General features: G+C 46.7%; 26 protein-coding genes and 1 pseudogene. 18 read left to right on the top strand and 9 right to left on the bottom strand.

Annotated elements, in window-relative coordinates; genetic code table 11:
- Nucleotides 1–251: 251 nt before the first annotated feature.
- The gene (locus NOG12_RS13355) at nt 252–653 is read right to left on the bottom strand and encodes an integrase core domain-containing protein (RefSeq protein WP_418055302.1); all 402 of its coding nucleotides are present in this window, start codon (nt 651–653) and stop codon (nt 252–254) included.
- A 52-nt stretch (nt 654–705) separates the two neighbouring features.
- Here NOG12_RS13355 and tnpA point away from each other — a divergent pair, with 52 nt between their 5' ends.
- From tnpA to NOG12_RS05870, 4 genes are all read left to right on the top strand, one after another.
- Nucleotides 706–999, top strand: a complete 294-nt coding sequence (gene tnpA, locus NOG12_RS05855) for an IS66 family insertion sequence element accessory protein TnpA (protein ID WP_313932688.1) — start codon at nt 706–708, stop codon at nt 997–999.
- The gene (gene tnpB, locus NOG12_RS05860; protein ID WP_313932689.1) at nt 996–1,352 is read left to right on the top strand and encodes an IS66 family insertion sequence element accessory protein TnpB; all 357 of its coding nucleotides are present in this window, start codon (nt 996–998) and stop codon (nt 1,350–1,352) included. The genes tnpA and tnpB overlap by 4 nt, the downstream gene beginning before the upstream one ends.
- Nucleotides 1,353–1,468: 116 nt before the next feature.
- Complete coding sequence (gene tnpC / locus NOG12_RS05865; protein WP_313932690.1) at nt 1,469–3,091, top strand: IS66 family transposase; 1,623 nt, start codon at nt 1,469–1,471, stop codon at nt 3,089–3,091.
- A 220-nt stretch (nt 3,092–3,311) separates the two neighbouring features.
- The gene (locus tag NOG12_RS05870; protein ID WP_313932691.1) at nt 3,312–4,712 is read left to right on the top strand and encodes a hypothetical protein; all 1,401 of its coding nucleotides are present in this window, start codon (nt 3,312–3,314) and stop codon (nt 4,710–4,712) included.
- Nucleotides 4,713–4,841: 129 nt separating this feature from the next.
- Here NOG12_RS05870 and NOG12_RS05875 read toward each other — a convergent pair whose 3' ends face one another.
- Nucleotides 4,842–5,714: an acyl-CoA thioester hydrolase/BAAT C-terminal domain-containing protein gene (locus NOG12_RS05875; RefSeq protein WP_313932692.1), complete on the bottom strand. Its 873-nt coding sequence runs from the start codon at nt 5,712–5,714 to the stop codon at nt 4,842–4,844.
- A gap of 495 nt (nt 5,715–6,209) precedes the next feature.
- On the opposite strand from NOG12_RS05875, the pseudogene NOG12_RS05880 reads away from it, so the two are divergent.
- Both NOG12_RS05880 and fic read left to right on the top strand, forming a co-directional pair.
- Nucleotides 6,210–7,140: pseudogene (locus tag NOG12_RS05880) on the top strand (IS256 family transposase).
- 398 nt (nt 7,141–7,538) lie between these two features.
- The gene (gene fic, locus NOG12_RS05885; RefSeq protein ID WP_313932693.1) at nt 7,539–8,621 is read left to right on the top strand and encodes a protein adenylyltransferase Fic; all 1,083 of its coding nucleotides are present in this window, start codon (nt 7,539–7,541) and stop codon (nt 8,619–8,621) included.
- Nucleotides 8,622–8,685: 64 nt separating this feature from the next.
- Here fic and NOG12_RS05890 read toward each other — a convergent pair whose 3' ends face one another.
- Nucleotides 8,686–9,192, bottom strand: coding sequence for a YecA family protein (locus tag NOG12_RS05890; RefSeq protein ID WP_313932694.1), 507 nt, complete (start codon nt 9,190–9,192; stop codon nt 8,686–8,688).
- Between the two features lie 332 nt (nt 9,193–9,524).
- On the opposite strand from NOG12_RS05890, the gene NOG12_RS05895 reads away from it, so the two are divergent.
- Together NOG12_RS05895 and NOG12_RS05900 are read left to right on the top strand one after the other, a co-directional pair.
- Complete coding sequence (locus tag NOG12_RS05895; protein WP_313932695.1) at nt 9,525–10,298, top strand: type IV toxin-antitoxin system AbiEi family antitoxin domain-containing protein; 774 nt, start codon at nt 9,525–9,527, stop codon at nt 10,296–10,298.
- A 6-nt stretch (nt 10,299–10,304) separates the two neighbouring features.
- On the top strand, nt 10,305–11,231 hold the full coding sequence (locus tag NOG12_RS05900) for a nucleotidyl transferase AbiEii/AbiGii toxin family protein (protein ID WP_313932696.1): 927 nt from the start codon (nt 10,305–10,307) through the stop codon (nt 11,229–11,231).
- A gap of 532 nt (nt 11,232–11,763) precedes the next feature.
- On the opposite strand, the gene NOG12_RS05905 is transcribed toward NOG12_RS05900, so the two are convergent.
- Nucleotides 11,764–14,379: a TonB-dependent receptor gene (locus NOG12_RS05905; protein WP_313932697.1), complete on the bottom strand. Its 2,616-nt coding sequence runs from the start codon at nt 14,377–14,379 to the stop codon at nt 11,764–11,766.
- A 153-nt stretch (nt 14,380–14,532) separates the two neighbouring features.
- Nucleotides 14,533–14,634, bottom strand: a complete 102-nt coding sequence (locus tag NOG12_RS05910; RefSeq protein ID WP_258306660.1) for a DUF2891 domain-containing protein — start codon at nt 14,632–14,634, stop codon at nt 14,533–14,535.
- Between NOG12_RS05910 and NOG12_RS05915 the strand changes: the two genes are divergently transcribed.
- Together NOG12_RS05915 and NOG12_RS05920 are read left to right on the top strand one after the other, a co-directional pair.
- Nucleotides 14,633–14,767, top strand: coding sequence for a hypothetical protein (locus NOG12_RS05915; RefSeq protein ID WP_313932698.1), 135 nt, complete (start codon nt 14,633–14,635; stop codon nt 14,765–14,767). The genes NOG12_RS05910 and NOG12_RS05915 overlap by 2 nt on opposite strands.
- 93 nt (nt 14,768–14,860) lie before the next feature.
- Nucleotides 14,861–16,381: a catalase gene (locus NOG12_RS05920; protein ID WP_313932699.1), complete on the top strand. Its 1,521-nt coding sequence runs from the start codon at nt 14,861–14,863 to the stop codon at nt 16,379–16,381.
- A gap of 54 nt (nt 16,382–16,435) precedes the next feature.
- Here the strand turns inward: NOG12_RS05920 and NOG12_RS05925 are convergent, their stop codons facing one another.
- A complete protein-coding gene (locus NOG12_RS05925; protein ID WP_153827275.1) occupies nt 16,436–17,038 on the bottom strand; it encodes a nitroreductase family protein in 603 nt (200 codons plus the stop codon).
- 286 nt (nt 17,039–17,324) lie between these two features.
- Between NOG12_RS05925 and NOG12_RS05930 the strand changes: the two genes are divergently transcribed.
- From NOG12_RS05930 to NOG12_RS05955, 6 genes are all read left to right on the top strand, one after another.
- Nucleotides 17,325–17,543, top strand: a complete 219-nt coding sequence (locus NOG12_RS05930; RefSeq protein WP_110076866.1) for a hypothetical protein — start codon at nt 17,325–17,327, stop codon at nt 17,541–17,543.
- Between the two features lie 225 nt (nt 17,544–17,768).
- Nucleotides 17,769–18,119 carry an ArsR/SmtB family transcription factor gene (locus NOG12_RS05935; RefSeq protein WP_313932700.1) on the top strand — a complete coding sequence of 117 codons (351 nt, stop codon included), beginning with the start codon at nt 17,769–17,771 and terminating at the stop codon, nt 18,117–18,119.
- Complete coding sequence (arsH, locus tag NOG12_RS05940; protein WP_313932701.1) at nt 18,116–18,832, top strand: arsenical resistance protein ArsH; 717 nt, start codon at nt 18,116–18,118, stop codon at nt 18,830–18,832. The genes NOG12_RS05935 and arsH overlap by 4 nt, the downstream gene beginning before the upstream one ends.
- Before the next feature lie 49 nt (nt 18,833–18,881).
- On the top strand, nt 18,882–19,904 hold the full coding sequence (arsB, locus tag NOG12_RS05945) for an ACR3 family arsenite efflux transporter (RefSeq protein ID WP_110076892.1): 1,023 nt from the start codon (nt 18,882–18,884) through the stop codon (nt 19,902–19,904).
- 7 nt (nt 19,905–19,911) lie between these two features.
- Nucleotides 19,912–20,346 (top strand): arsenate reductase (glutaredoxin), encoded by a 435-nt coding sequence (gene arsC, locus NOG12_RS05950; protein WP_092593989.1) that lies wholly within the window; start codon nt 19,912–19,914, stop codon nt 20,344–20,346.
- Nucleotides 20,347–20,349: 3 nt separating this feature from the next.
- Entirely contained in the window at nt 20,350–21,015 is a 666-nt protein-coding gene (locus tag NOG12_RS05955) for an NADPH-dependent FMN reductase (RefSeq protein ID WP_313932702.1), read from the top strand.
- A gap of 2 nt (nt 21,016–21,017) precedes the next feature.
- On the opposite strand, the gene NOG12_RS05960 is transcribed toward NOG12_RS05955, so the two are convergent.
- The 3 genes from NOG12_RS05960 to NOG12_RS05970 form a co-directional block, all read right to left on the bottom strand.
- Nucleotides 21,018–21,365 (bottom strand): DUF3024 domain-containing protein, encoded by a 348-nt coding sequence (locus tag NOG12_RS05960; protein ID WP_313932703.1) that lies wholly within the window; start codon nt 21,363–21,365, stop codon nt 21,018–21,020.
- Between the two features lie 345 nt (nt 21,366–21,710).
- On the bottom strand, nt 21,711–22,355 hold the full coding sequence (locus NOG12_RS05965; protein WP_313932704.1) for a response regulator: 645 nt from the start codon (nt 22,353–22,355) through the stop codon (nt 21,711–21,713).
- Nucleotides 22,356–22,387: 32 nt separating this feature from the next.
- The gene (locus NOG12_RS05970; protein WP_313932705.1) at nt 22,388–23,608 is read right to left on the bottom strand and encodes a sensor histidine kinase; all 1,221 of its coding nucleotides are present in this window, start codon (nt 23,606–23,608) and stop codon (nt 22,388–22,390) included.
- A 72-nt stretch (nt 23,609–23,680) separates the two neighbouring features.
- Between NOG12_RS05970 and NOG12_RS05975 the strand changes: the two genes are divergently transcribed.
- Both NOG12_RS05975 and NOG12_RS05980 read left to right on the top strand, forming a co-directional pair.
- On the top strand, nt 23,681–24,415 hold the full coding sequence (locus NOG12_RS05975) for a hypothetical protein (protein ID WP_313932706.1): 735 nt from the start codon (nt 23,681–23,683) through the stop codon (nt 24,413–24,415).
- Between the two features lie 21 nt (nt 24,416–24,436).
- The gene (locus NOG12_RS05980; protein WP_313932707.1) at nt 24,437–25,354 is read left to right on the top strand and encodes a tetratricopeptide repeat protein; all 918 of its coding nucleotides are present in this window, start codon (nt 24,437–24,439) and stop codon (nt 25,352–25,354) included.
- Nucleotides 25,355–25,409 lie beyond the last annotated feature (55 nt).

Below are 25,409 nucleotides of genomic sequence, written 5' to 3' on the forward strand. Positions count from 1 at the left end.
ATTTTGGTTGATATTTAAGAGCAATATGTTGTTTGGCACAATCAGAAAGCTGCGCACGATAAGGTCTGAGCATTCTAGACACCTTTTATTCTCAAGGAGAAGCTAGGCCCTCTAAAGTAGCTAAGAAAGCTGACTGGGGCCTGTCGGTTTACAACGATTAGCTGAGAAAAACTTCATGGTATTTTCTCTCGACATTCGCGACTTTGACAGGCCCCCATCATTAAAACCACTCGCTGAATGAATTGAGCTGTTCAATTTCCAACGGATGCCACAAACTGCGAGGGTGGCAGATTATTTGAAGCCCGGTGAGGGCAACTCTTGTTATAGTCATCCCGCCAAGCTTCGATTTTTAATTTAGCATCGGTTAGTGATTCGAAACAGTGGCAGTTAAGACATTCATCACGAAAACTTCCGTTTAGTGACACGATATACGCATTGTCAGTCGGCTTGCCTAGACGCGAGAAGGCTAGCTTCACTTTGTTCGCATAAGCCCAGAGGGCTATCATTTGGCCTGCAAACTCGCCGCCGTTTATGCAATAAATACGTGCTGGAGCGCCTCGCTGACGACAAAGTTGGATTAGTGTAGCGACTACATTTCCTAAACGTAATCGAGCCCCAATATCGTAACCGTAACAGCAACCACACCTAGGCATGTTTTTGCAGATGGCCTAATTTATCACCACGTTTCAACTAACGAGGTGATTTATGAGTCGTACCCATCGCAGCCATGCCCAATGGCTTGAACTGTTCGAAGCATTTGAGCAAAGCGGTCAAACCCAAGCAGCATTTTGTGCAGAACGAGATTTAAACCCAGCGTACTTTAGTAAGCGTCGTCGTGAGCTGCTCGAGGAAAACGATAACGGTTTTGTGCAAGCGCAACAAGTGATGCAGACTAACCATCATTCGCTGACGCTAAATTATGGCGGCCTAGCACTTACCTTGCCGCTGCACGTTGAGCCACATTGGTTGGCGCAGTTAGTAAAATCGCTTGCTGCATGAAAATGTTCGTAGAGCCATCGGCGATTTATTTGTACAAGCAGCCAGTGGATTTTCGGAAAAGTATCAATGGCCTCAGTGCCATTGTTGAAGCCGAAATGGAGCTGCCGGTGTTTAGCGGTGCGCTGTTTGTATTTTGTAATCGCCAGCGCGACAAAGTCAAAGCACTGTACTGGGATAAAACCGGTTTTTGCTTGTGGTACAAACGCCTTGAGAAAAACAAGTTTAAGTGGCCGCGTAAGCTCAACGGCAGTGTGTTAAACCTGTCACCACAACAGTGGCAATGGCTACTTGAAGGCCTTGATATTACGCTCATGAAAGGCCATCAACCGCTGCATTTTAACAGCACCATATGATCGCTTAATAGCCTTATAAGGATCCTGCATAACAGCTGATGATCGAACACCAATCGGTCTAAGAGAACCCTTTAAAATAGCGGTTTACAGCAGGTAGATGGGGTATAATGTGCCCCATGAAAACACACGATAAAAAGCCACTTCCAGATGATGTTGAGAGCCTGAAAAAAATGGTTCTCAAACTGCAATCTGAAAATCAAGGGTTACAGCAAAAGCTACGCCACATGATGGAGCAATGGCAATTATCGCTACAAAAGCGTTTTGCCGCGAGTACGGAAGGTTTACCTGGTCAAGGCTCGTTGTTTAACGAACTTGAAGCATTGCTTGAACCTGAAGTAGATGAAATCGCCGCTGACGCAACCATTACTTACACGCGTAAGAAAACACGCCGGCCAAGCATTGATGCTTCATTGCCGCGTGAAGACGTGCTTCACGATATTCCTGACGAAGATAAAGTCTGCGATTGCTGTGGCCATGACTTGCACCGTATGGGTGAAGAAACCAGCGAAGAGCTTGAATTTATTCCGGCGACCATTAAAGTGCTGCGCCACGTGCGGCCGAAATACAGCTGCCGCTTATGCGAAAAGCACGGCACTGAAACGACCATTAAAATCGCACCGGTGCCGCTAAGCATTTTACCCAAGAGCATTGCCAGCCCAAGTTTACTTGCACAAATTATTAGTGCCAAGTTCCAGTTTGGCTTACCGCTTTATCGCCAAGAAGCCTTATTTAAGCAGTTCGGTATTGAACTGAATCGCCAAACCATGAGCCGTTGGCTCTTAAAAGTGAGTGACAAGCTCAGGCCGGTGCACCAGCGAATGCATGACATACTACTTGAGCAACCGATGCTGTGGGCGGATGACAAAACTGTAGGAACAGTTTTGGACAGCTCTGCTGGCCCCGTGAGGGGTGAATCACATGGATGTGATTCACAAACGACGGTGAATGTGCTCGATGTCGATAAATCCAAGTGTTACATGTGGGTGTATGGTTGTGGCACCGACAAACCTAAACCCGACGGATCACCCAATATCGTTTTGTACGACTACCAAGATGGTCGTGGCAGCTCACATCCAGTTCACTTTTTGCAAGGCTACCAAGGCCCGTTGCAAGTGGACGGTTATCAAGGCTATGAGAAAACCGATGCACAGCTTGCTGGTTGTTGGGCGCATGCTCGGCGTAAGTTTATTGAAGCCAAGGCCGTACAAGGCAAAAATAAAACCGGTAAAGCTGACCAAGCGTTGAGTTTTATCCAAAAGCTCTATGGTATAGAGCAGCGCATTCGCGACTACACCATTGAAGCCAAGCATGCAACCCGGCAAGAGCTGTCGCTGCCAATCATGAATAAACTTAAAGACTGGCTCGACAAGTCAGCACTTAGCGTCAATAACCAGTCGCTGCTCGGTAAAGCCATTCATTACACGCTCGGGCAATGGAGCAAGTTACAGATTTATTTAGCCAACGGCGCTGTCGCTATCGACAACAATCGTGCAGAACGCGCCATTAAACCGTTCGTTATTGGCCGCAAAGCTTGGCTGTTCTCAAAATCACGCGGTGGTGCACAAGCCAGCGCCATACTCTATAGCGTGGTTGAAACCGCCAAAGCCAACGGCCTCATGCCGGTGGATTACCTCATGGCTCTGTTCAAGCAATTGCCACTGATAAGCCATGGCGATGATCTAGACCATTTACTGCCGTGGAATATCTCACTAAGCATGAATATGGCGGCAACGGAATAAAACTGATCCACCTCAGCGACAATTACTTGGCCGGTTAAATGGCCAACAAAATTGACCCACCCAAGAAAACAAATTACCGTTAATGTGTGCTATTAGTTACGCTTACTTTTGACGTGTCGCTATTTTTAGTGGTAAAGATGCTTAGTAGCAACGCATCGGATTAATTTTTTGGTTGAGCGGAACTCCTCCGCCATTCCACTTGAAGCAGAAAAGGAACATCATGCTCACTCACTTTCTATTCGCGGTGACCGTATCGCTCGCGCCTGTAGCAGAACACGACGCTGGACAGCAAAACGAAACGCAAAAGGAATTGCTTCAGTTCGCGACAACGACACAAGAATCACATCGTCACTTTGCCTCGGTTTGGCCAGGTTTTTGGGCCGAGAACACGCCATTTATTGTCTATAACCATGAGGGTCAAGCCGTTTTATATACGACAAAGGAGCCTATACCTGGTGAGCAAAAATTAGCAGCTAATTACTATTACTACTCCGAACGTTTACCGAATTTAACCGACTTCCCTTTCGATATTAACTACCCTCTACCAAACAACCAGGTCGCTACCGCTGTTCGCGTAGGTAGCGGGGATGACGCCACTGACCGCCGTGACACCCTTTTACATGAAGCTTTTCATGGTTATCAGAGAGCCGAGTTTGCAGACGTTGGTCGCTCTGAATTCCTTGACCCTAAACACCTTGATGAAGCTGAAATTCGCGCCATGCTTCAGTTGCAGTTCGCTCTTGCAAAACAAGCACATGAAAGCCGCGAGGAGGAGGATATCCGCGATTGGCTAACCGTTCGAGTGGCGTTAAGCGAAGTCATCGCCTCGGAAGTCTCAGTCTATCTCGGTGACGTAGAACGCTATGAAGGAACTGCGCATTGGGTGGGTATTCAAGCAAGTTCAGCAGGACATTACCGCGATAATCTCAACAACTTTTCCAACAATTTCCCAGAACTCTTTGATACCACCTTTGCAATCCGCTCTTCTGCCTATGTCACCGGAGCGCTTTTGATAGATCTTGTTAGTGACTTCTCTGATTCAGACAACAACTGGCGCGACGCAATCGAACAGGGCAAAACGCCATACGAGTTAGCCGTGCAGATATTTGGTATTTCGACCGAAGAAGCAATTGCGCGATTTAATGACGTCATCGCGCAGCATGGCTTCTCTGACTATATGGCTCGCGCGCAAACGACTACATCTGACCTCGTTACGGTAGCGGATATTGAAGCCTCGTACCCGTATCGGTTAGATATCACCCTGAGTGTGGTCATAAATGACGGTCGTGCAGAGCTCCCTATGTCTTTTTTTGGCGGTGACAAGGGCTTTCATCAACTTGAGGAGAATTTGCTGTTCCTGCCAAATGCAGAAACGTTCCAATTAACCATGCCGGACAGCATGATTGATGTTCGCAACGCACCAGTACTTGCCGACATGCGTAAACTGGGGGAGCGCGAAGTGACATACAGCTTCTGGAGTCAATCACCCATAATCACCATTGATGCTTTAGAAAGCATGAACGATTTAAAGCTGCAATTTGGTCAATCTATTATTCAGTCACCGGCGGGTTGGACCTTAGACTCAACCTCAACGAATGAACACCTTCGGATTACTTTCTAGCCTATGTCAGGTGATGATAGGTACAAGTACTCTTCACTTAATTATTTCATAAGAAACGTCATTAATTGGGATGCATAATTCATCTTAAACCACCTAACAAAACGACTTGGTCTTTATTAATGTGGCGGCTTATTCGATTTTCTCCCGTAATCTGGATGTATCGCTTGAATAACGAAAACCCTGGTCAAGTCCCAGCATCATTTCCAATTCTACGTTTGTTGCGCCACCGGCAATAATTTCTTCAACCTCTTGCCGGGTTCGTTCGGGGTCCACACTTTTATCATCTGCCGACTGCATGACGAGCACAGGCGCGTCGATTTCTCTAAGTGGTTGGAGCAAGTCTCGCGCTAGAGCATCCTTCCAGAACGCATAACCGTGACCGCTCACTTCAACCGGAAACGGCTCATCACTATTCTTTATTTGTTTTACGAATTGCCGGAAGCCGGTCAGAACCTCATCAAGGTGCTCCGTCGGAACGGTCTGTTGGATGCTAAACTCCACGTCATGTTGGAAGCTGGATGAGCATGAATTTAACGCGAGCACTGCATGGAAGTTTGAGATTTGTGAAGCGACGCCGATGGCAATGGAGCCGCCTTCGCTGCCGCCTGCTAAGGTAATTTCACGATAGGAAGACCTCAAAGCCTCAATGAGTTGAACTCCATCGTTAATTCGTTGTGCCATTGTATCGTACTGAAGATAGTCAGCGGGGCAGTCATCCCGTTCGCCGGAAGCGTAAGCTAAGCTGTCGTCGATACCGTATTTCTCTATGGTTAGTAGCGCCGAATCTGTATCGAATGCTTCCCATATCGTATTGACCGATTTCATATGGCGGACACTGTTACAGTCAGAACCTTGGAATATAACCAACAAGTTTTCGGCGTCAGCATTATCCAAATAATAACGGATTTCAGTTCCATCCTCGCGGTAATACCGCTCATTAGCGGCGGCTGCAGGAGCGCTTAAAAACGTTAAAACGACGAGCAGTAAATAGGCTTTCATCATGTCATAACTTGTATCTTTTGAATTCAGTTAGTGGCGAGCGGACAATAAAAGTTCCCACACGAGTGCCTCGAGGGGCCATGCGGTCTAAATGTAAGTTAGTTTTAATTGCCTTCGATAATTATTCTATCACATAGAACCAGGTACTTTCTGAACTGTCATTTTTAGGGTTAAAGGAGGCTTAAATCAGTATCTGGGCCGGTAAAGTTGGGTGTTTTTCTGGCTAAATGTCCATTTTGGCATAGTAAAATGTGGCAAGTTTTGCAGCGTTTTGATTTGTTACGTGGGGCAATAGGCTTGCTATCTGGCTAAATGGCCTCGTTGAAATCGCTCTGCAGGCCACGTCATACCTAATAGCACCGGTTTTTGGAGTTTACCCCGATTTAATCCAGTTTCGTGGGGGTACCCTCCGGAGGCAGAGGTCACAGGTTCGACTCCTGTCGGGTGCGCCATATAACAGGAATATCAAAGCGATAGTGTCCGCTAACTAAATGTTTTATGGGACCACATTGGGACCAGTTTATCGATCAGCTGCTTGATGGCTGTGATTCCCCAGAAGACATCTTAGGCGAAGCCGGCCTACTCAAACAGCTTACCAAGAAGGTGGCAGTGCGGGTGCTAGAGGCTGAAATGGAAGCTCATTTAGGCTACGCACCAAATGACTCAGCCGGCAACAACAGCGACAACTCTCGCAACGGCAAAACTAAGAAAACGGTTCGCAGCACCAACGGTGATGTCGAAGTTTCACCCGCGTTCATTTCTCAGGTGATCAATGCGGTGATGGATGAAGTCAAAGCCTGGCAGCACAGGAAAGCTATACCCTGTAGTTTATTTGGACTGTCTGGTGGTTCGCAGTCGTGATTCTGGCGTTGTGCAGAACGAGCTCAAAAACCGCGGCGTCGATGACATATTCATTGCCTGTTGCGATGGCCTCAAAGGCTTCCCGGAAGCGATTGAGACGGTTTACCCGAAAACTCAAGTGCAACTGTGTATCGTACATCAAATTCGTCACTCGCTGCGGTACGTAAACTAGAAACAGCGCAAGACTATTGCCGCTGATTTAAAACTCATTTATGGCGCGGCCACTCGCGCTGAAGCGGAGCAAGCGTTGGAAGACTTCGCTGTAAAATGGGACGCTGAGCATCCCACCATCAGCCGCTCATGGCGCGCGAACAGGGAGCGTTTAAGCGTGTTTTTCGACTACCCAGTCGAGATACGCAAAGCTATCTATACCACCAATGCGATTGAGTCGCTGAACGCGTCACTGCGAAAAATCACCAAAACTCGCCGTTCGTTCCCGAATGATGAAGCGGTCATGAAAGTGTTGTACTTGGCCTTGCATCAGGCTTCAAAAAAGTGGACGATGCCCATACGCAACTGGAAACCGGCCATGGCGCAGTTCGAGATTATGTACCAGGATCGGATTTAACAGTGCAACTAGCCATTTACACAAAATCTTTTACAGTCTCACCTTTGCAGAAACAATGCTGCAAATAACTACTGCAATAACACCACCAATGATCCCACTTAAAACACCAGAATCCATTTTTCCTCTCTCATTTATTTTACTTATTGTGGGGGATTATCCCCCCACATTACACATGCATTGATAAAGTGATTAGTTGTAATATTCAAGGTCATTTTAAATAGGAAATCCAGCTCCACTCCTGTGATACCCATCATCACCTACATATTCTGTACATACTTGAGAAACCCACCATGTCGATAAAGCAATAAATAATCGACAAATAAACTTGTCGTGTCGATAGAATCGACATACACTGCAACTAACATCACAGTGTGTCTAAATTTTCAAGGAATTTAAAGATGACGTGGCGAGCTGACCAACCCTATAACGATTTGCCGGTGTTACCGCCAAAATTAGAGCTCATCGAAACGCGCGATGTATTGAAAGCATGCATCTCTGCTCGCGCTGCGCTTGCCGAATTGAAACAAGCTGGCGCGCTACTCCCTAATCAAAGTATGCTGATCAATTTGCTTCCTCTGTTAGAAGCTAAAGACAGTTCGAAGATTGAAAATATTGTCACCACAACCGATCAGCTATTTCGATATGCACAACAAGACAGCGGTGCTGATCAAGCAACCAAAGAAGCGCTTCGTTATCGCACAGCACTTTATCAAGGCTTCATGCAGTTAGAGCACAAACCTCTATGTACCACAACAGCCATTGAAGTGTGTAGTACGTTGAAGACTACGGCGATGGAATTACGGAAGCTACCTGGCACCATTATTGGTAATCACACCACAAATGAAGTGGTTTATACACCACCGGTTGGCGAACAGGTTATTCGCGATTTACTCAGTAACTGGGAGCAGTTTCTGCACAGTACCGATACTATCGATCCGCTGATAAAAATGGCGGTGAGCCACTATCAGTTTGAAGCCATTCACCCTTTCTATGATGGCAATGGCCGTACTGGCAGAATTCTAAATGTCCTCTATTTGATTGAGCAGAAGCTTTTGACACTGCCGATATTGTACCTTAGCCGTTACATTGTTGCGCACAAGCAAGATTACTACCGATTACTGAATCAAGTAACTCAGAAACAAAACTGGGAAGACTGGCTGGTATTCATGTTGCGTGGTGTTGAGCAAACGTCGCTTTGGACTTGTGAGAAGATCGCTGCTATTCGAGCGTTAATGGAGCAGACTACAAACAGGATTCGCGAGCAGTTACCGAAAATATACAGCTATGAGCTTGTTCAAGTGATTTTTGAGCAGCCTTATTGTCGAATTAGTAATTTAGTGGAACGCGAAATAGCCAAGCGTCAAACCGCTTCGGTTTACCTTAAACAGCTCGTTGAAATTGGCATATTAGAAGAGACAACTTCAGGTAAGGAGAAGCTATTTGTGAATCCTCGCCTGATGAAACTCATGACATCAGCTTAAACCGCTGTTATGCGCAGCTGGAACGAACTCCACCTGATGGTTGAGTGCTTAAACTTATAAACTTTCAAACCGAAACGTTTGCACCGGCGAACTCGCTTATGCTGATATGTGTTAGGTAATCGGACGTGGGCAGTTCAGACCAAAATTCAGTGGCTTGCTTCACAATAAACGTTGGTAAATTCCCTTTCGATGTAGCTTTAAACTTACCACCGTTTTCCATAGCTACATTAATTATTAGCTCTAAGTAACGCACAACCGGACAATGGCTGAATACAGTCGGCGTCTCAACCGTACGCCCTTGCAACTGATTCATTGGCGCGTAAAGCCAATTCTGCATCAGGTTGGGTGAAAGACCACAGAAATCGTCGACAGGTTTATTATTCCGATCATTCATCATTCGCTCAGCCACTAAGTTAAGCTCATCGAGGGAAAGATTGGGGATCATGGCTAACGTTTGCTCTAGCTCGTCGTAAATTTCATTATGCTGCTTGCCTACAGCGTCTATACAGCATTTTTTGAAATTCTTACCGCTGCCACAAAAGCATGGATCATTTCTACCGATTCTGGCCATGTGATATTTGCGCATCAGGAAAACTTGAGTGCCAGTCTAACAAACATTCGGTACTTTGGAGAACATCTTTGAGTTACAGGTCTTTTGGAATAAGGTCTGTAGTGTATATACCCCGCGAAAGCATACAGCTAAATGAGCACTATTTATGTCGGCTGCACTATTTATGTCGGCTGCACGATGTTATTGAGCTCAATCAGTTTGAAAAGCAACAAATATACGTTGTTTATCGACGTGTTTAGCTTTATTGTCAAACCAAATTAGTTTGATTAATGTCGAGTTCACGTCAATAATTAACGTATATAACTAATATTGTGAACCTAAAAGAGCATCACATGCTAAATCACGAAGCAGGAAAAACGCTAAAACAAAAACTTCCGCTTGGTATGGTCGCAACGAAACGTTGGCTACAAGAGCAGGGGTTAAGTTTGCATTACATCGACAATGCCGTTCGAAGAGGAGCCTTAGTCGTAGCCGTTCCCGGTGTTTATTATCGAGATGAAGCCCGCCCGACTTGGCAGGGCGTGGTCGCTTCACTGCAACAAATGGCTAAGCTGCCTGTTCATGTCGGTGGGTTGAGTGCGTTAGCGGTAAACGGCGTAAGCCATTTCGTAAATAAACGTGGTAATCCTGTAATTAACTTATACTCTCCCGGTAAGCTCCCTGCATGGGTTAATAAGATAGATGTGGGAGCTACTTTTGCATGGCATGGCACGAAGCGCCTGTGGCCTGAGTCATTACTGCTTGATCAAAGTGTGTTTCGTCATTATGAATGGGCAAAAGGCTTGCCGGAAATAACGTATTCATGTGTTGAAAAAGCTTATCTGGAAATAATTAATGAGGTGCCTAAGCATGTAAGTTTTGAGCATGCTGATGCGCTGCTTGAGGGGTTACATAACTTATCCCCCCGGAAGTTAGATACGCTGCTAAAGAACTGTCTTAATGTAAAAGTGAAACGGTTATTCTTTTGGCTAGCGGAGCGCAATCAACAGCCCTGGTTTAAATACTTGAAGTCAGAGGATTACGATTTAGGAGCAGGTAAGAGAGTCGTAGCGGTAAATGGTCGCCTAGAAAACAAATGGCAAATTACGGTTCCCAAGGAGATGTAAATTATCATGGATAGAAATAGTATTTATTATCGCCAGGTTCAGTTGCTTATGCAGGTGCTACCATTTGTTGCTGCTCATGACTGTTTTGCGCTCAAAGGCGGTACAGCGATTAACCTATTTGTCAGAGATTTTCCAAGGTTGTCCGTTGATATTGACCTCGTCTTTTTACCTATGATGGATCGGGATGAGGCACTTCAAACAATCACAAGTCACCTAGAGCAAATAGCGGGAAACCTCACAGCAAAGCTGCAAGATGTTACTGTCATACGCTCATTTGAAGTTAAAAAGGACGCGCTCCGTTTATTGGTGGAGCGTGATGTTGGCGGTAGAAAGGTTCAGATAAAAATAGAGCTGTCACCTGTTCTTCGAGGAACGGTCTACGAATCAACCGCTTTGAGTGTTACTGAAGCGATTGAAAATGAATTCGGGTTCGCGGAAATTTCAGTGGTCAGTTTTGCCGACCTCTATGCTGGTAAAATTTGCGCCGCTCTCGATCGGCAACATCCTAGGGACTTGTTTGACGTCAAACTACTCTTGGATAATGAAGGCCTCACGGATGATATACGTAAAGCGTTAATTGTTTATACGCTCAGCCACCCGCGCCCTATTTCAGAATTATTACGACCTAAATTTAAAGATATTACCGGCCTCTATGAAGGGGAGTTTAAGTCGATGGCGGACAATGATATCCCATTAGCCGAGCTTGTGGCTGCGCGCGAGGAAATTGTAGAGCGCATGCATGCGGCATTTACTGACGAGGAGAGGTCCTTTCTTTTGACGTTTAAGTCACGCAAACCGGATTGGTCATTACTCGGACTTGCCAATGTTCAGCAGTTGCCTGCTGTTCGTTGGAAACTGAATAACCTTGAAAAAATGAGTGAGGAAAGGCATCGGCTAGCTTATAACAAACTTAAGGAAGCTCTTTCATCTTGAGCCCCTCGTACCGAAGGCTGGTTTTAAAGTTCTCGATATTTGGAACAAAGCGCTCTCGTTTGTTGCCATGAGTTTTTGTGGTTTTCATTACCATGTCCCTCATATTGAAATGATTAAATCATAGGCTACTCTACGTACCCAAAGTCCAGTTTAAAGGTGGAATTTTTTCCACCTAAAAACTCAGGTTTTTCGGAAGGTTCAAAATTTTTTGTCGCGAGGCAAAGGTCAAAAATTGAAATTTCAGAGTCGGTATCCTGTGACCAATTTTGTCATTAAACGGTCTCAAAAGTGTCGATTTCGACGCAAAATTAAAAGCCACAACACCGCTTAACCCCTTGCCACGCCTAGCTTTAACGATTTACCACCGAACCCGTGACTGCCCTCCGGAGGCAGAGGTCACAGGTTCGACTCCTGTCGGGTGCGCCACATAACAGGACTATCAAAGCGATAGTTTTTTTACTAAATAATTGACCGCGTAAGCTTAGAGAGATCTATCAACTCAATCGACTCAGATCTAGCTCGTCAATTGTGCTTAAAATTGATAGCTCACAGCTACATCAATGGAGCGGCCGCGCGCATTGTACTGAGTGATATCGTAAAAGTACGCGCCTGCTGCTGGGTCAAAGGGCGGCTGACGATCGGCTAGATTTTGTACGGTGACGCTGACCACTGTGTCCTGCCATCCCGCGTAACTGACTTTGGTATTCAATGCGGTATAGCTACTGACTTCTGGCCGCAGCCCTGGATTACTCGATGCAGTCGCAACGCGCTGTTGGTAGCTATGGGTGTAATCAGCACTGAGTGCGAGCGTCCAATGGTTCCGCTGCCACTTGGCCACGGTACGCCCTTGCCAACTTGGCAGTGCACCGAACTGGTTACTACCAGCACCATCAATCGGCGTTACACCGACCACTAATGCTTGCTCGTAATCTAGCAAATGCGACCAATTCGAGACAATTTCAGCTGCTCCACCAAAGGCTGCAAAGCGATAGCTTAAGTCCACGTCGATGCCAGATACTGTGCGCGTTCCTTGGTTGGCATATTGATTGGTAATGATCTGCAAGCGCCCTGCCTCATCGCGTTGCACACGATCCGCAAACGCTGCCTCATTGTTGATAATGTACTGGGCATTGTCTGGCGAAATAATGTCGTCTTGTTCAATTTTGAAGTAATCAATGGCGGCACTGAACGCGCGCGTCGGTGACCAGACGGCGCCAAAATTAACGTTGGTTGAACGCTCTGCCTCTAAATCAGCATTGCCGCTGCGCAATTGCGTAAAACCGCGGCGCACGCCCGGTTCAACCGGATCATTTGGGTCAATGACAGAACCATAACTAATGGTGTTACTTTGTGAGATTTCTGGCAATCCCGGAGCGCGGAAGCCGCGTGACCATGAACCACGGAACAACCATGCGTCATTGAGTAAGTAGTAGGCCGATACTTTTGGCGAAACCGCACTACCAAAATCATCGTAGGAATCTGCGCGCACGGCAGTATTCACATTCAGTCCGGCAGCTAAAGGAAGATCAAGTTCGACATAACCGGCAATCACTTCGCGTTCGCCATTTATCAAGTTAATCGCCGGGCGTAATTCGGTACCAGACAAGACCTCTTCAGATGTGCCAGCATCCATTTGCTCGTTCCGCCAATCAATTCCGGTAGCAAACCCTACGTCGCCATGTGGCCAATACGCCAAGACGCGAGAGGCCGTCAGGTTAGCCGATTGCAGTTGATAAAACCCTGGACGGCGAGTTGCGATGCGCAGCGCAGCAATCGACTCCGCACTATTTTCACCACCAAAGAAATCGTACTCACCACTGGCTAAATAGTCTTCGAACGTGTAACGATTGACAAAATTACTTGCGTATTCACGCTGACGACTCTGCGACTGCAAGACGTTCAAATTAACATCCCAAACATTTCCAGAGTAGCGAGCACCAACTAAGAAGCGGTTAAAGATCTGATGATTGGACTTCAATCGCGCACCGACATCAAAAAAGGTATGTTCAAACGGCAATGGCGCGTCGGTGGGGTTGTCAGGGTGACCCACTGGCAGCTCTACCGGAATATTCACTAAAGTGCCCGTTGCGCGGTCGTAGGCACGTAAACCTGCGCCGACGCTAAGTGGCGCACCAAAGGTGTGACTGGACTTGTTATCGCTGTAGAGAACTTCACCGACCAATTCAAGCTCACTGTTGACCAAATACGTACTTTGCACCGACAGTTGCCGACGGCTCACTTCGGGTTGCAAGGTATTGTAGGGCTGCGCATTAAACGCACAAACTTGACCGTCACGATTAGGCGTGAAATCACTCCAGTCGCGTAGCTCTGATTCACCGGGACACTCGGCAAACGGCCGTGGTTGCTGCGGATCATCCAAATAGTTGCCACCTTGGGTAGACCACCCCGCAAGACGCCCACCCGGTTGATCACGAAAATCGCCGCTACGCGTCAGCTCGCGTTCACTGGCATTCAGCTCGTCACGCTCCAACGCATCCAGACTCAGGGTGATGTTGTAACCATCAGCATTGAGCGAACCGAAACCCGTCACGATCCCCGCGCTGTATTGATTCAAGCCGCCTTCTGTGGCTGTCCCTGCCGAAGCAGAAACTTGTGTGCCCTGATGATCGCGCCGCAAAATAATGTTGACCACGCCAGCTATCGCGTCGGAACCATAAGCGGCTGAGGCGCCGTCTTTGAGTACTTCAATACGCGCCACGGCGCTGAGTGGCAAGGCGTTCAAATCGACAAAGGTATCTTGCGTACCCAACGCAAAGCCATAGTTTGACACCCGTTGACCATTCACCAATAACAAGGTGTTTTTGGGGCTCAACCCACGTAAGGCAATCGACGCTGAGCCAGCCGAAAAACTACTGGTAAATTGCTCGTCGTAGCTATTGCCTGTATTGACCGTTAAATCACGTAACACATCCGTTAACGTAACTTTTCCGCTTAATGCGATATCTTCCGCCGACACCACTTGCAACGGTGTAGCATCCTCATTGTGGGTACGGCGAATGTGCGAACCCGTGACCTGAATACGCTCAACTTTGGCTTCATTCTGATTTGCTAAAGACAGTGGAGATGCTGCTGCAGCAGCGACGCCTACAATCGACACAGCTAGGTAGGACGTAAAACTCTTAGACATTGAAAACCTCTTCTTTAGTGAATTGCGACAACATTATTAGACGTTTAGGCGTTTGGACGTCTAAATGTACATTAGCTTTTCAACTAAAGAAACCCCTTTTAATAATTTTTGTGATTAACAAATAGGGGAACAACGACGAGGCATTTTTGTGCCTCACGGTTGTAATGCCGCTTGGTTCAGCGCTTGAATCGCAAAGCTACCCAACCAATGCCCGCCTTCATAGCTATCGCCAATCAGGTTCGGGTACGAAATCATGGCACGCCTATATAGCAGTGCTATTGATGAGCAGTTGCCAGCTTCGGCACTGAAGCAGCACGCTCATTTGCGTATTTTGGTCGATGCCGAGGCAGCGGAACTTTTACCGACGCACATCAAACAAGTCGTGTAATTGAGGCGGAATTCCTACTAATTATCACAATAATGTGCTAATTCTTAACGATGCAGTTGTTGCATTGTAACCTCAACATGAAGGAGTCATGGAATGAGTGATAAAAAGTGTCCATTTGATCCTACGCCGTTAACTACCAATGCGGGTGCTCCGGTTCCGGATAACCAAAATAGCTTAACGGCTGGGCAGCGTGGTCCGTTATTAACGCAGGATCTATGGTTGAATGAAAAGTTGGCCAACTTCGTTCGCGAAGTTATTCCAGAGCGTCGGATGCACGCTAAAGGCTCGGGTGCATTTGGCACTTTTACGGTCACCAATGACATCACCAAGTACACTTGCGCAAAAATTTTTAGTGAAGTGGGCAATAAAACGGAGATGTTTGTTCGCTTTAGTACTGTCGCAGGAGAACGCGGGGCAGCAGATGCCGAGCGTGATATTCGTGGCTTCGCGATGAAGTTTTACACCGAAGAAGGGAACTGGGATTTGGTCGGGAACAACACCCCAGTGTTCTTTTTGCGCGACCCGTTAAAGTTTCCTGATTTAAACAAAGCAGTGAAGCGTGACCCACGTACTAACTTGCGTTCCGCAACCAATAACTGGGATTTCTGGACCTTGCTACCTGAGTCTTTCCACCAGGTAACTATTGTTATGAGTGACCGCGGTATTCCAGCTTCCTACCGTCACATGCATGGCTTTGGTTCGCACACCTACAGCTTCTGGAACGAGCAGGGCGAACGCTACTGGGTGAAATTCCACCTGCGTACGCAGCAAGGTATTAAAAACCTGACCGACGCAGATGCAGCAGCGGTAGTTGCGCAAGATCGTGAAAGTCATCAGCGTGATTTGTACGAAGCCATTGAGCGGGGTGACTTCCCGAAATGGAAGATGTACGTACAAGTTATGCCTGAGCAAGATGCGGAAAAAGTGCCTTATCATCCGTTTGACCTTACCAAAGTGTGGCCCAAAGGCGATTATCCACTGATTGAAGTCGGTGAGTTCGAGCTTAATCGTAACCCTGAGAACTACTTCGCTGATGTGGAGCAGGCAGCGTTCGCACCGAGTAACGTAGTACGTGGTATTGGTGTGTCACCGGATAAAATGCTGCAAGCGCGTCTGGTCAACTATGCTGACGCACAACGTTATCGGGTTGGGGTTAACCATTATCAAATCCCGGTTAACCAAGCGCAGTGCCCAGTTCATAGTAACGCGCGTGATGGCCAAGGGCGAGTGGATCAAAACTATGGTGGGCGTCCGCATTATGAGCCGAACAGCTTTGCGCAATGGCAGGAACAACCGAAGTACCATGAACCACCATTACGGATTAACGGCGATGGAGCACGGTATAACTTCCGTAAAGACGACGATGACTACTTCAGTCAACCACGCGCCTTGTTTAATTTAATGAGCGATGCACAAAAACAAGCGCTCTTTCAGAACACTGCGGCAGCAATGGGTGATGCGGAGAATTTCATCAAGTATCGTCATATTCGCTTGTGTCATCATTGTCACCCTGACTATGCCGAAGGGGTTGCCAATGCATTAGGATTAACGGTTGCCGATGCGCTACAAGCACGCGACACTGATCCGGCCAAGCATTTGGAAAGCTGCTTCTAAGAAAAAACCCCCAGTAGCTATGGGCTACTGGGGGTTGTGCGCTGTGATAAATGCTTAAGAAAAAATCAGGAAACGTTCATCATCGTTCATGAATTCTTTGGTGCCAAACTCGCCTTCATTTGAACCGAAAGGCATTTGTGCGCGTAAGACCCATGACGCTGGGATACTCCATTCTTTTGCGGCTGCTTCATCGACGACTGGGTTGTAGTGTTGCAAGCTCGCACCAACATTTGCTTCTGCTAATGCAGTCCACACCGCGAACTGTGCGATAGCAGTTGAATGTTCAGACCAAACTGGAAAGTTATCTGCGTAAAGTGGGAATTGCTCTTGTAAGCCTTTGACCACGTTTTGGTCTTCGTAGAACAGCACCGTACCCACACCCGCTGCAAATGATTTCAATTTATTTTCGGTCGCACTAAATGCCTCAGCTGGCACCAATGGGCGCAACGCTTCTTTGGTCAATTCCCAAAACTTGTCACTTTGCTCACCGAACAGAATCACCGCACGTGAGCTTTGTGAGTTGAATGAAGAAGGCGCTTGACGCACAGCTTCTTTAATCAATTGTGTTAATTGCTCTTGGCTAAGTTCAACGTTCTTGCCTAAAACATATTGGCTTCTACGCTTCGTAAATAACTTAATGGCTGAATTATCAATCATGTAAAACCCCTTTTCGTAATACATCGCCTGCGTGGCTGATGCTTCTTTAGTATTGCTTAGGATCTTAAAGCAATTACGAAAATGGTACTAGATAGTAAATTATCAACCCAACGTTCCATTTTTGGGATGCCTGAAAAGTACCGCTAATACCGTGACAAATTCTGTGTCTTTTTTGTTTACTGCGTGCTTATTCGTATTACATTATCATATGTTTACATTATTGTTATCTTCGAGAGGGATTACTTATTCCATAGTATGATTTTAGTTATAGCTGGATAGGCCGTTAATGCACAACTCTTCTGAGTTAACCAAATTGCTAATAGCATTAGATGAAAATATACCCATCGGGCTCGTTATTCTCGCGCAAGATTTAACCATTGCACACGTCAATGGCTATATAAAATCCCAACTGGGTGCGACGACCAAAACATTGCAAGGCACGCATTTCAACGACGTATTTACGCTGATCAGTAACGCCAATAGCAGCTGCTTTGCTTTAGCTTAAAAGAAATTCTACGAGTAATCTGTATTATTTTACGGGGTAGTTACAGTACCCAATAATTTAAATTTTTAAACAGTTAGGAGTAGATTGATGTTCAACCAAAGAAACAAGCATGCGACTTCGAGTTGCCGCCCTTCGTGCACATGACTTTTAGAACCATACTGATGGTTGAATACCAAACCAACACATGCAATAATCTATATATGTTAATTTGTGAATGTGTTACGTATGGATATTATTAAGTTTTATAAATGCCTCTCTGATATCAATCGGCTGACCTGCCTTTGCCTAATACATGAGGCGGGAGAGGCTTGCGTTTGCGAAATCACAGACGCGCTTCGCGTTGACCAACCAAAAGCATCCCAGTACTTAGGGCAGTTGCGAAAGTGTGGGCTCGTTACAAGTGAGCGTCGGGGGAAATGGATGTACTACCAATTGTCGCCTGAGCTTCCGAATTGGGCCCGTGCCGTCATTAAATCGACGCTCGACAACAACAGAACTGAGTTTCAGCGAGCTTTTATTGATTTTAAACAATGCCAAATATCTTCTGACACAGCGGTAAATGGACAGAGCCAATGAACGAGCAACTAGATACGCCAAATTTAAACGCTGAACGAATTCAGACACCGATTCGGCCCAACTTTTCAGCATCCGCATCTGTGCATCCACCGCGTATCCTCTTGTTATATGGCTCGCTTCGGAAACGTTCGTTCAGCTGTTTAGTGATTGAGGAGAGCGCTCGACTGTTGACCCTCATGGGAGCCGAGGTGCGAATTTTTAACCCTGAAGGGTTACCCCAGCCGGACACGGAAGACGAGAAGCACCCAAAGGTACAAGAGCTGCGTGACCTGATGACCTGGTCTGAAGGTCAGGTTTGGTGCTCACCCGAGCGGCATGGCGCCATGACTGGCATCTTTAAAACCCAGTTGGACTGGGTGCCATTGAGCATAGGAAGTGTCCGCCCAACGCAGGGGAAAACCCTTGCGGTTATGCAGGTTTGTGGTGGTTCCCAGTCGTTCAATGTTGTGAATCAGCTGCGCGTGCTAGGCCGCTGGATGCGCATGTTCACCATTCCGAATCAATCATCGGTCGCCAAAGCTTATCTTGAGTTTGACGACAATGATCGTATGAAACCTTCACCCTATTACAATCGCATCGTCGATGTTTTAGAGGAATTGATGAAGTTCACGCTCCTGTTGCGCGATAACCAGTCACTGCTTGTTGACCGGTATTCTGAGCGTGTTGAAAGTGCCGATGCGTTAAGCCAGCGCGTAAATCTGCGTTCAATTTAAGGAGTTGGTAATGACTAAAGCTTTGCAAACACCGTCTGCGTCCGAGGGCATGGGTTTATTTGAACGCTACTTATCGTTATGGGTGGCACTGGCCATTGTTGCTGGCGTGCTAATCGGGCAGTTTGCTCCAACTATTCCCGAAACACTTTCACGGTTTGAATATGCTCAGGTGTCGATTCCTGTTGCGATTTTAATTTGGGCCATGATTTTCCCGATGATGTTGCAAATTGACTTTACCTCAATCAAAAATGTGCGCCGGCAACCCAAAGGTCTTGTCATCACCACCACAGTAAACTGGCTAATTAAGCCGTTCACCATGTTCGCGATTGCCTGGTTCTTCTTCATGGTGGTGTTTGAACCTTTTCTAGCCACTGAAACTGCAAGCCAATATTTGGCGGGTGCCATTTTGTTAGGTGCAGCGCCCTGTACAGCTATGGTATTCGTTTGGAGTTATCTCACGCGGGGTGACGCTGCTTACACCTTGGTTCAGGTTGCGATTAATGACCTCATCATGCTGGTGGCTTTTGCGCCTATTGTGGTGCTGTTGCTTGGTGTTTCTAATATTCAAGTACCCTGGGACACGGTTATTTTGTCGGTCGTGCTTTATATCGTGATTCCATTGGCGGCAGCGGTTTTCGTGCGACAGGTGTTGATTATACGTCGAGGTAATCAGTGGTTTAAAAACGTTTTTATGAAGCGCATTTCTCGCGTTACACCTATAGGATTAATTGCGACCTTAGTGTTGCTGTTTGCATTTCAGGGTGATGTGATTATTGCCAACCCGTTGCATATCCTGTTGATTGCGATCCCGTTAATCATTCAAACCTTCCTGATTTTCTTTATCGCCTACGGCTGGGCGAAAAAATGGAAAGTTCCGCATAATGTTGCAGCGCCTGCCGGCATGATTGGTGCCAGCAATTTCTTCGAGCTAGCGGTCGCGGTAGCGATTGCGCTGTTTGGCTTACAATCCGGTGCGGCGTTAGCCACTGTGGTTGGTGTTTTGGTGGAAGTGCCGCTGATGCTGGCCCTTGTTCGAATCGCGAATAAAACACGCCACCACTTTCAGAGTTGAGGTTACCATGATCGTTATTCACCACAATCCCGATTGCGGCACATCCAGAAATGTGTTGCAGATTATCAAGGATGCAGGTTACTCACCCATTGTGGTCGACTACTTGCACGAAGGATGGAGCAAACCTCAGCTTTTGGCGCTATTTGCGGCCGCTGACTTAACGCCGCGACAAGCTTTGCGGGTGACTAAGTCGCCAGCAGAAGCGCTTGGCTTACTTGATGAAAACGTTGGTGACGACGAGCTAGTGTCCGCAATGCTTAAACATCCGATACTAGTGAATCGCCCCATCGTTTGCACCCCGAAAGGCGTTAAGCTTTGCCGACCCAGTGAAGCGGTGCTAACACTACTCGATGAGTGGCCTCCTGGGCCCTATTTTAAAGAAGATGGTGAGCAAATATTAGATAGCGAAGGCAACCTTATGAAACACAATGCAAATGGATAAATTATGAAATTACTTATTTTTCTTGGCAGTGTTCGACAAAGTACCCCACCAAAACCAGCGCGACTGGGCGAGCGAGTGGCTTTAGCTTGTCAGCGTGTGTTACAAGCAAACTTTCCAGACATGAACGTTGAGATTATTGACCCGCTGGATATTGAACTCGATCCGGTTTTTAAACCGCACTTTGCGTATTCAAGTCAATCTGCCCCAGAGCAATTAAGCCAGCTTGCAGATAAAATCGAAACAGCCGATGCTTATGTAATGGTCAGCCCTGAATATAATCATTCTATGAGCCCAGCATTAGCGAATCTTCTTAATCACTTTGGTGCTTCGTTATTTTCTTACAAACCCAGTGCGATCGTGACCTATTCAGCGGGTCAATGGGGCGGCGCAAGAGCATCAGTTAGTATGAGAGCCTTTTTAAGCGAGCTCGGCTGCTTACCGGTTTCGGCCATGCTTCATTTTCCGAAAGCTCAAGAGGTATTTGATGAAAGTGGCGATTATCTCGAATCTGTTAGCGATGCAGACCGTTGGGATAGTTACTTCAATCGTACTTTTTTGCAGTTGCGTTGGTGGTGTGAGGCAAGCCTCAAACAACGTGACGCACAGGATCCTCATCAGCTCATCAGTGATTTTAAGCAAGCACCCAGTCAGCGTAATGCACCAGATTAAGGTCAACCAAAAAAACAAGCGTGCTGGTCATCAGTCACAAGTTTTAAAAACTCACGAAGTTGCTTAACCTTAGGCACTGGCTCGTATGCATGCCACTTTAAGTCAGCACGCTGCCAATAGACTTTCCAGCAGTTTTGCGTTTTCACAAAGGTTGTTTTTGCTACCGGCAGTTCCATGGTTTCAGTAGGATTTTGCCATTGCGGTCTGATCTCGAAAATCTCAATACTCTGATTTTCAATTCGGTAACCAAGGTCAAGCTCTGGTCGTATGTGCACCGGCGGTCTTCGTATCGTCATGAACGCTTCAAGTTCTTTCTCACATTTCTTAATTTCGAATTCACTGAGTGCCATGGCAGATCACCTAAAGCGGGAAAAAGGAGCAGGATTTTAACCAAAAACACCCGATTTATACAGGAAGTTCAGCAGCCGATAGTCTGGCTAAATGGCCTCGTTAAAATATCGCTAAGCCCCCTATAGGACGTGGCCTGCACGGCTGGTACCTTCTCTCACCATTTAACGTCAGCCAGTCGCTATTTACTCCGGAGGCAGAGGTCTCGGGTGCGCCATCAAAGAATTTCAGAGCCGTCTGTCCGATAATACCGTTAATTAGCCGCCACCACTGAGGTATTTAAGATTAGAACTTGTTATTTTAAGGACCTAGTTAGCGACAGAGAGCAGCTATAGGTTCCCTTAGCGTTAACAAAACCCGATAAGTCCCAACTCAATAGCCCTTAAAACTGCTCGCGTCCGATCTCTCACACCAAGCTTCGCCATAATGGCGCTTACTTGATTTTTAACGGTGCCTTCTGACTTAAAAAGAGCGTCGGCAATTTCTTTATTGGAACAACCGGCGGCAATAAGGCGTAATATTTCTAGCTCTTTAGCGGAAAGCGCCTCGGGCGCGGCAAAGGCCTCAAATTCGGAATGTAAGCCTTGTAATCCGTTTAAAAGCGAGGTGGTAATGGTAGGTTGAATCATTGACTCGCCAGCGATTATTCGCTCAATACCACTCACTAGCATTTCGAGTTCTACGTCTTTAAGTAGGTACCCTCGCGCCCCTGCTTTCAACGCTTCAAGAAGCATATTATGGTCGTCAAAGGTGGTCAGAATCAAAACCGGAATTTTTATGTTTTCTGCACGCATGGCTTGTAGAAGCTGAATACCATTCATTTTTGGCATTCTTAAGTCGAGCAGGATTATGTCAATGTCGCTGCCATGGGCTTTGATCCACGCAAGTGCCTCTTCGCCATCTGCTGCTTCATGTGCTACTTCAATATGGGCTGAAAGCGACAATAAGCTCGCTAAGCCTTGTCGAATTAATTTTTGGTCATCGACTAACATAACTCGGTGCTTTTCGGGTGAGTGCAAAGTGCTCATAAACCCACCGGTATTCTAAGACACACCAAAACGCCGCGCGCTTGGCGCTCAGCAGTTACAGTGCCATTAAAGCTTTTTAGCCGCTCCTGCATGCCGTTCAAGCCATTGCCAAATTCGATCGGTTTGCTGCTTTGCCCGTTGTCTTTAACACGCACTACAAGTTCGCGTTCAGATTGCTGCACCTCAATTCCTACCTTGGTGGCTTTGCCATGTCGCACGCTATTGGTCACGCTTTCCTGCACACCGCGCAATATTGCTAGCGCTTGTTCTAAATTGAGTACCGCAACTTTATTCGGGAAAGCCAATGAAACCTCAATGCCCGGTAATTTTTCGACCAAAGCCTCAAGTGCTTCGCGCAAATTCAGTTGTTCATGTTCGCGCATTTCGCTTACGGCAACACGCACGTCTGCGAGCAGTAATTTCGAAATAGCACGAGAACGCTCTACGTCAACTTTCAGAGCTTCAGGTACCTTACGCGCCAGCACCTGGAGTTGCACCGTAAGCGCGGTAAGATGATGGCCTACAAGATCATGAATATCGCGGGCAATACGCAGCCGTTCTTCCTGCTGCGACGCCTCTTTCACAAGTGACTGCATAGCAATAAGCTCTCGATTCGCTTGCTCTGCGCGCTCTTTTTGAAATTCTGCATTACGCCTCGACTCCATCATAATGAGCGCGAACACTTTAAACGTCGTTAATAGCACTGCTGTAATGACAATGCCGTCGGGCTGCCAACGCAGAAAGTGCGTACTCCACGCAACAAAGCTCCACAGTGGCGTGAGCCAAAGCGCCCAGCGAAAAGGCATAAAATAAGGGAGCTGCGCCGACCACACCACTAATAAAATGGCACTAAACATATTGGGTGTGGTGTACATTATTGAACAAATGACTACAAATTGACCACCAATTATTAGGTGCCGGGGCCATCTTGAGAGCGGTACTTCATCGTTTGTATTGATGAAAAATGTAACCGTAAAAGTTGCATAAAGTAACGCCAACAAAGTAAGCCTTGGTGTGCTTGCGTTGGTGGTTGAGAGTAACAGCCACAAGTCGAAAGCGGCCACTACCAGCACGGTGCCAATACCGCTTAGTCGATCAGCATCTAGTTTTAAGTTTTTCAGTTCCATTGCCTGAGTATGCAAGCAATTGCGTAAATCACCAATAGGCCAAAAGTCATTTTTAAAGTTGTGACTTCTGTCACTAACATACATTTTCATAGCCACCTAAAATTTCCTCCAAGGTTTAAGAGGCCTGCTCTTTACCCCTATGTTCTCGGAGGAATGGCAATTATGTTAACCATCTATCAACTTACCGTAGCAATTCACGTACTGGCTGGAGCGCTCGCAGTCTGCCTATTTTGGGTGCCTGTACTTTCTCGTAAAGGCGGTTTAAATCACAAAAAATTCGGCAAGATTTATGGCTCAAGTATGCACGTGGTTGCGTTGACTGGCATTTTTGCTTCCGTAATGGTGTTGTTATTCAATACTGCCGTTAAACCTGAACTTGCTGCGGTTCCTCACCTTACCGAGGTGCGCCTAAAACAAACTTATATTTTTGCTTGGTTTCTTATTCATCTTGGCATGTTGATTCACTGCGCTATTTTTCACGGTAATCAAGTGCTGGAGCACAAACGCAACCGTAATGGCTTGAAAAAGCCTCTGCCTTTAGCCATCAACGGAGCGTTTGCAATCAATGGATTAGCACTTAGCGCTTTTGGACTCTTTAACAGTCTCGTTTTACTCATTGTATTCGGCGCACTTGGAGTGGTGATTGGTGTGTCTAACTTGGTTTATATCTACCGTAAAAGCGTGTCTCCAACGGCTTGGTTGCGTGAACACTTGGGAGCTTATCTCGGCTCTGGAATTGGTGCATACACCGCTTTCATTGTGTTTGGTGGAAATTCGTTACTACACGCTAGTGGCTGGGTACAAACTGCCCTTTGGTTCGCTCCTGGAGTTATTGGATCATTCTTTATCGCCAAACTCTCAAAGAAATATGACCCGCCACGCAAAGCTTTAAATTAAGGCCATAAATAAGGACCGATTATGAAACACATACTTATTCTCACAGTCGCTGCATGCACATTTGCCACTGTAAACACTTGGGCCCAACATAATTCCCAAGCTCTTGAGCCTCAGCTGCAGCAAATAGATGCACATTTGCCAAATGAACTTGGCCCTGCGCAGCGCCTAATGGAAAGGCTTCTTGAGCAGTACCCTGAGGACCCTCAGGTGAATTATTACTGTGGTGTAATTTATGGCCTACGTACGGGAGAAGGCATATTGAGCGCTATGCGTAATGCACCAAGAAGCCGTAAGTGTACTGAAAAAGCCGTGGCCCTCGAGCCAACTAATATGAAGTACCAACTAGCCGCGCTGAACTACTACTTGAATGCACCTTCTATTGTAGGCGGCGGCGAGACCAAGGCTCGGGCCAAGGCCGCTGATATAGCAACGCTCGACAACCTTCAAGGTACACTTGCGCAATTACGTGTAGTGAACGTTTTCGACGCTAACAATTATACCGCTGCATTAACCCAGGCCATGACAAAACACCCGAATGAACCCCGACTCAAACTTCGTTTGGGGCTACAAAAGCAAGCAGAGGGAGATTATGCAGGCGCTCACACCTTATTCAAACAAGCCGCTATGTTACAGGCAACCAGCGCACTCTCGGAGCATCCAGAAATTCGTGCAGCACAACTAAACGCTCGCTATCAAGTGGCTAGAAATGCAGTGTTTAGCGGCATTGATGTGCAGGATGGAATTCAAAGTATGGAAGCATACATTCTTGCATTCGACAACGACTTAGAACTTCCAGAGCTTGCTTGGGCGCATGCTCGCATGGCTCAGCTCATGAAATTGGACAACAACGAAGCGGGTGTTGAAACACATCGCCAACTTGCACAGCAGCTTGGTCAGGAGAACGACAAAGCACTGTATGAATTGCTCGACCGCCTTTAAATGCACATTTAGAAGTGCCGCAGGGCCAAGGAAAGAGAGTATTTCAATTTGCGCT

Origin of the sequence: Pseudidiomarina fusca (assembly GCF_032227045.1) — a bacterium.
In the GTDB taxonomy this organism is placed as follows: Bacteria; Pseudomonadota; Gammaproteobacteria; order Enterobacterales; family Alteromonadaceae; genus Pseudidiomarina; species Pseudidiomarina fusca.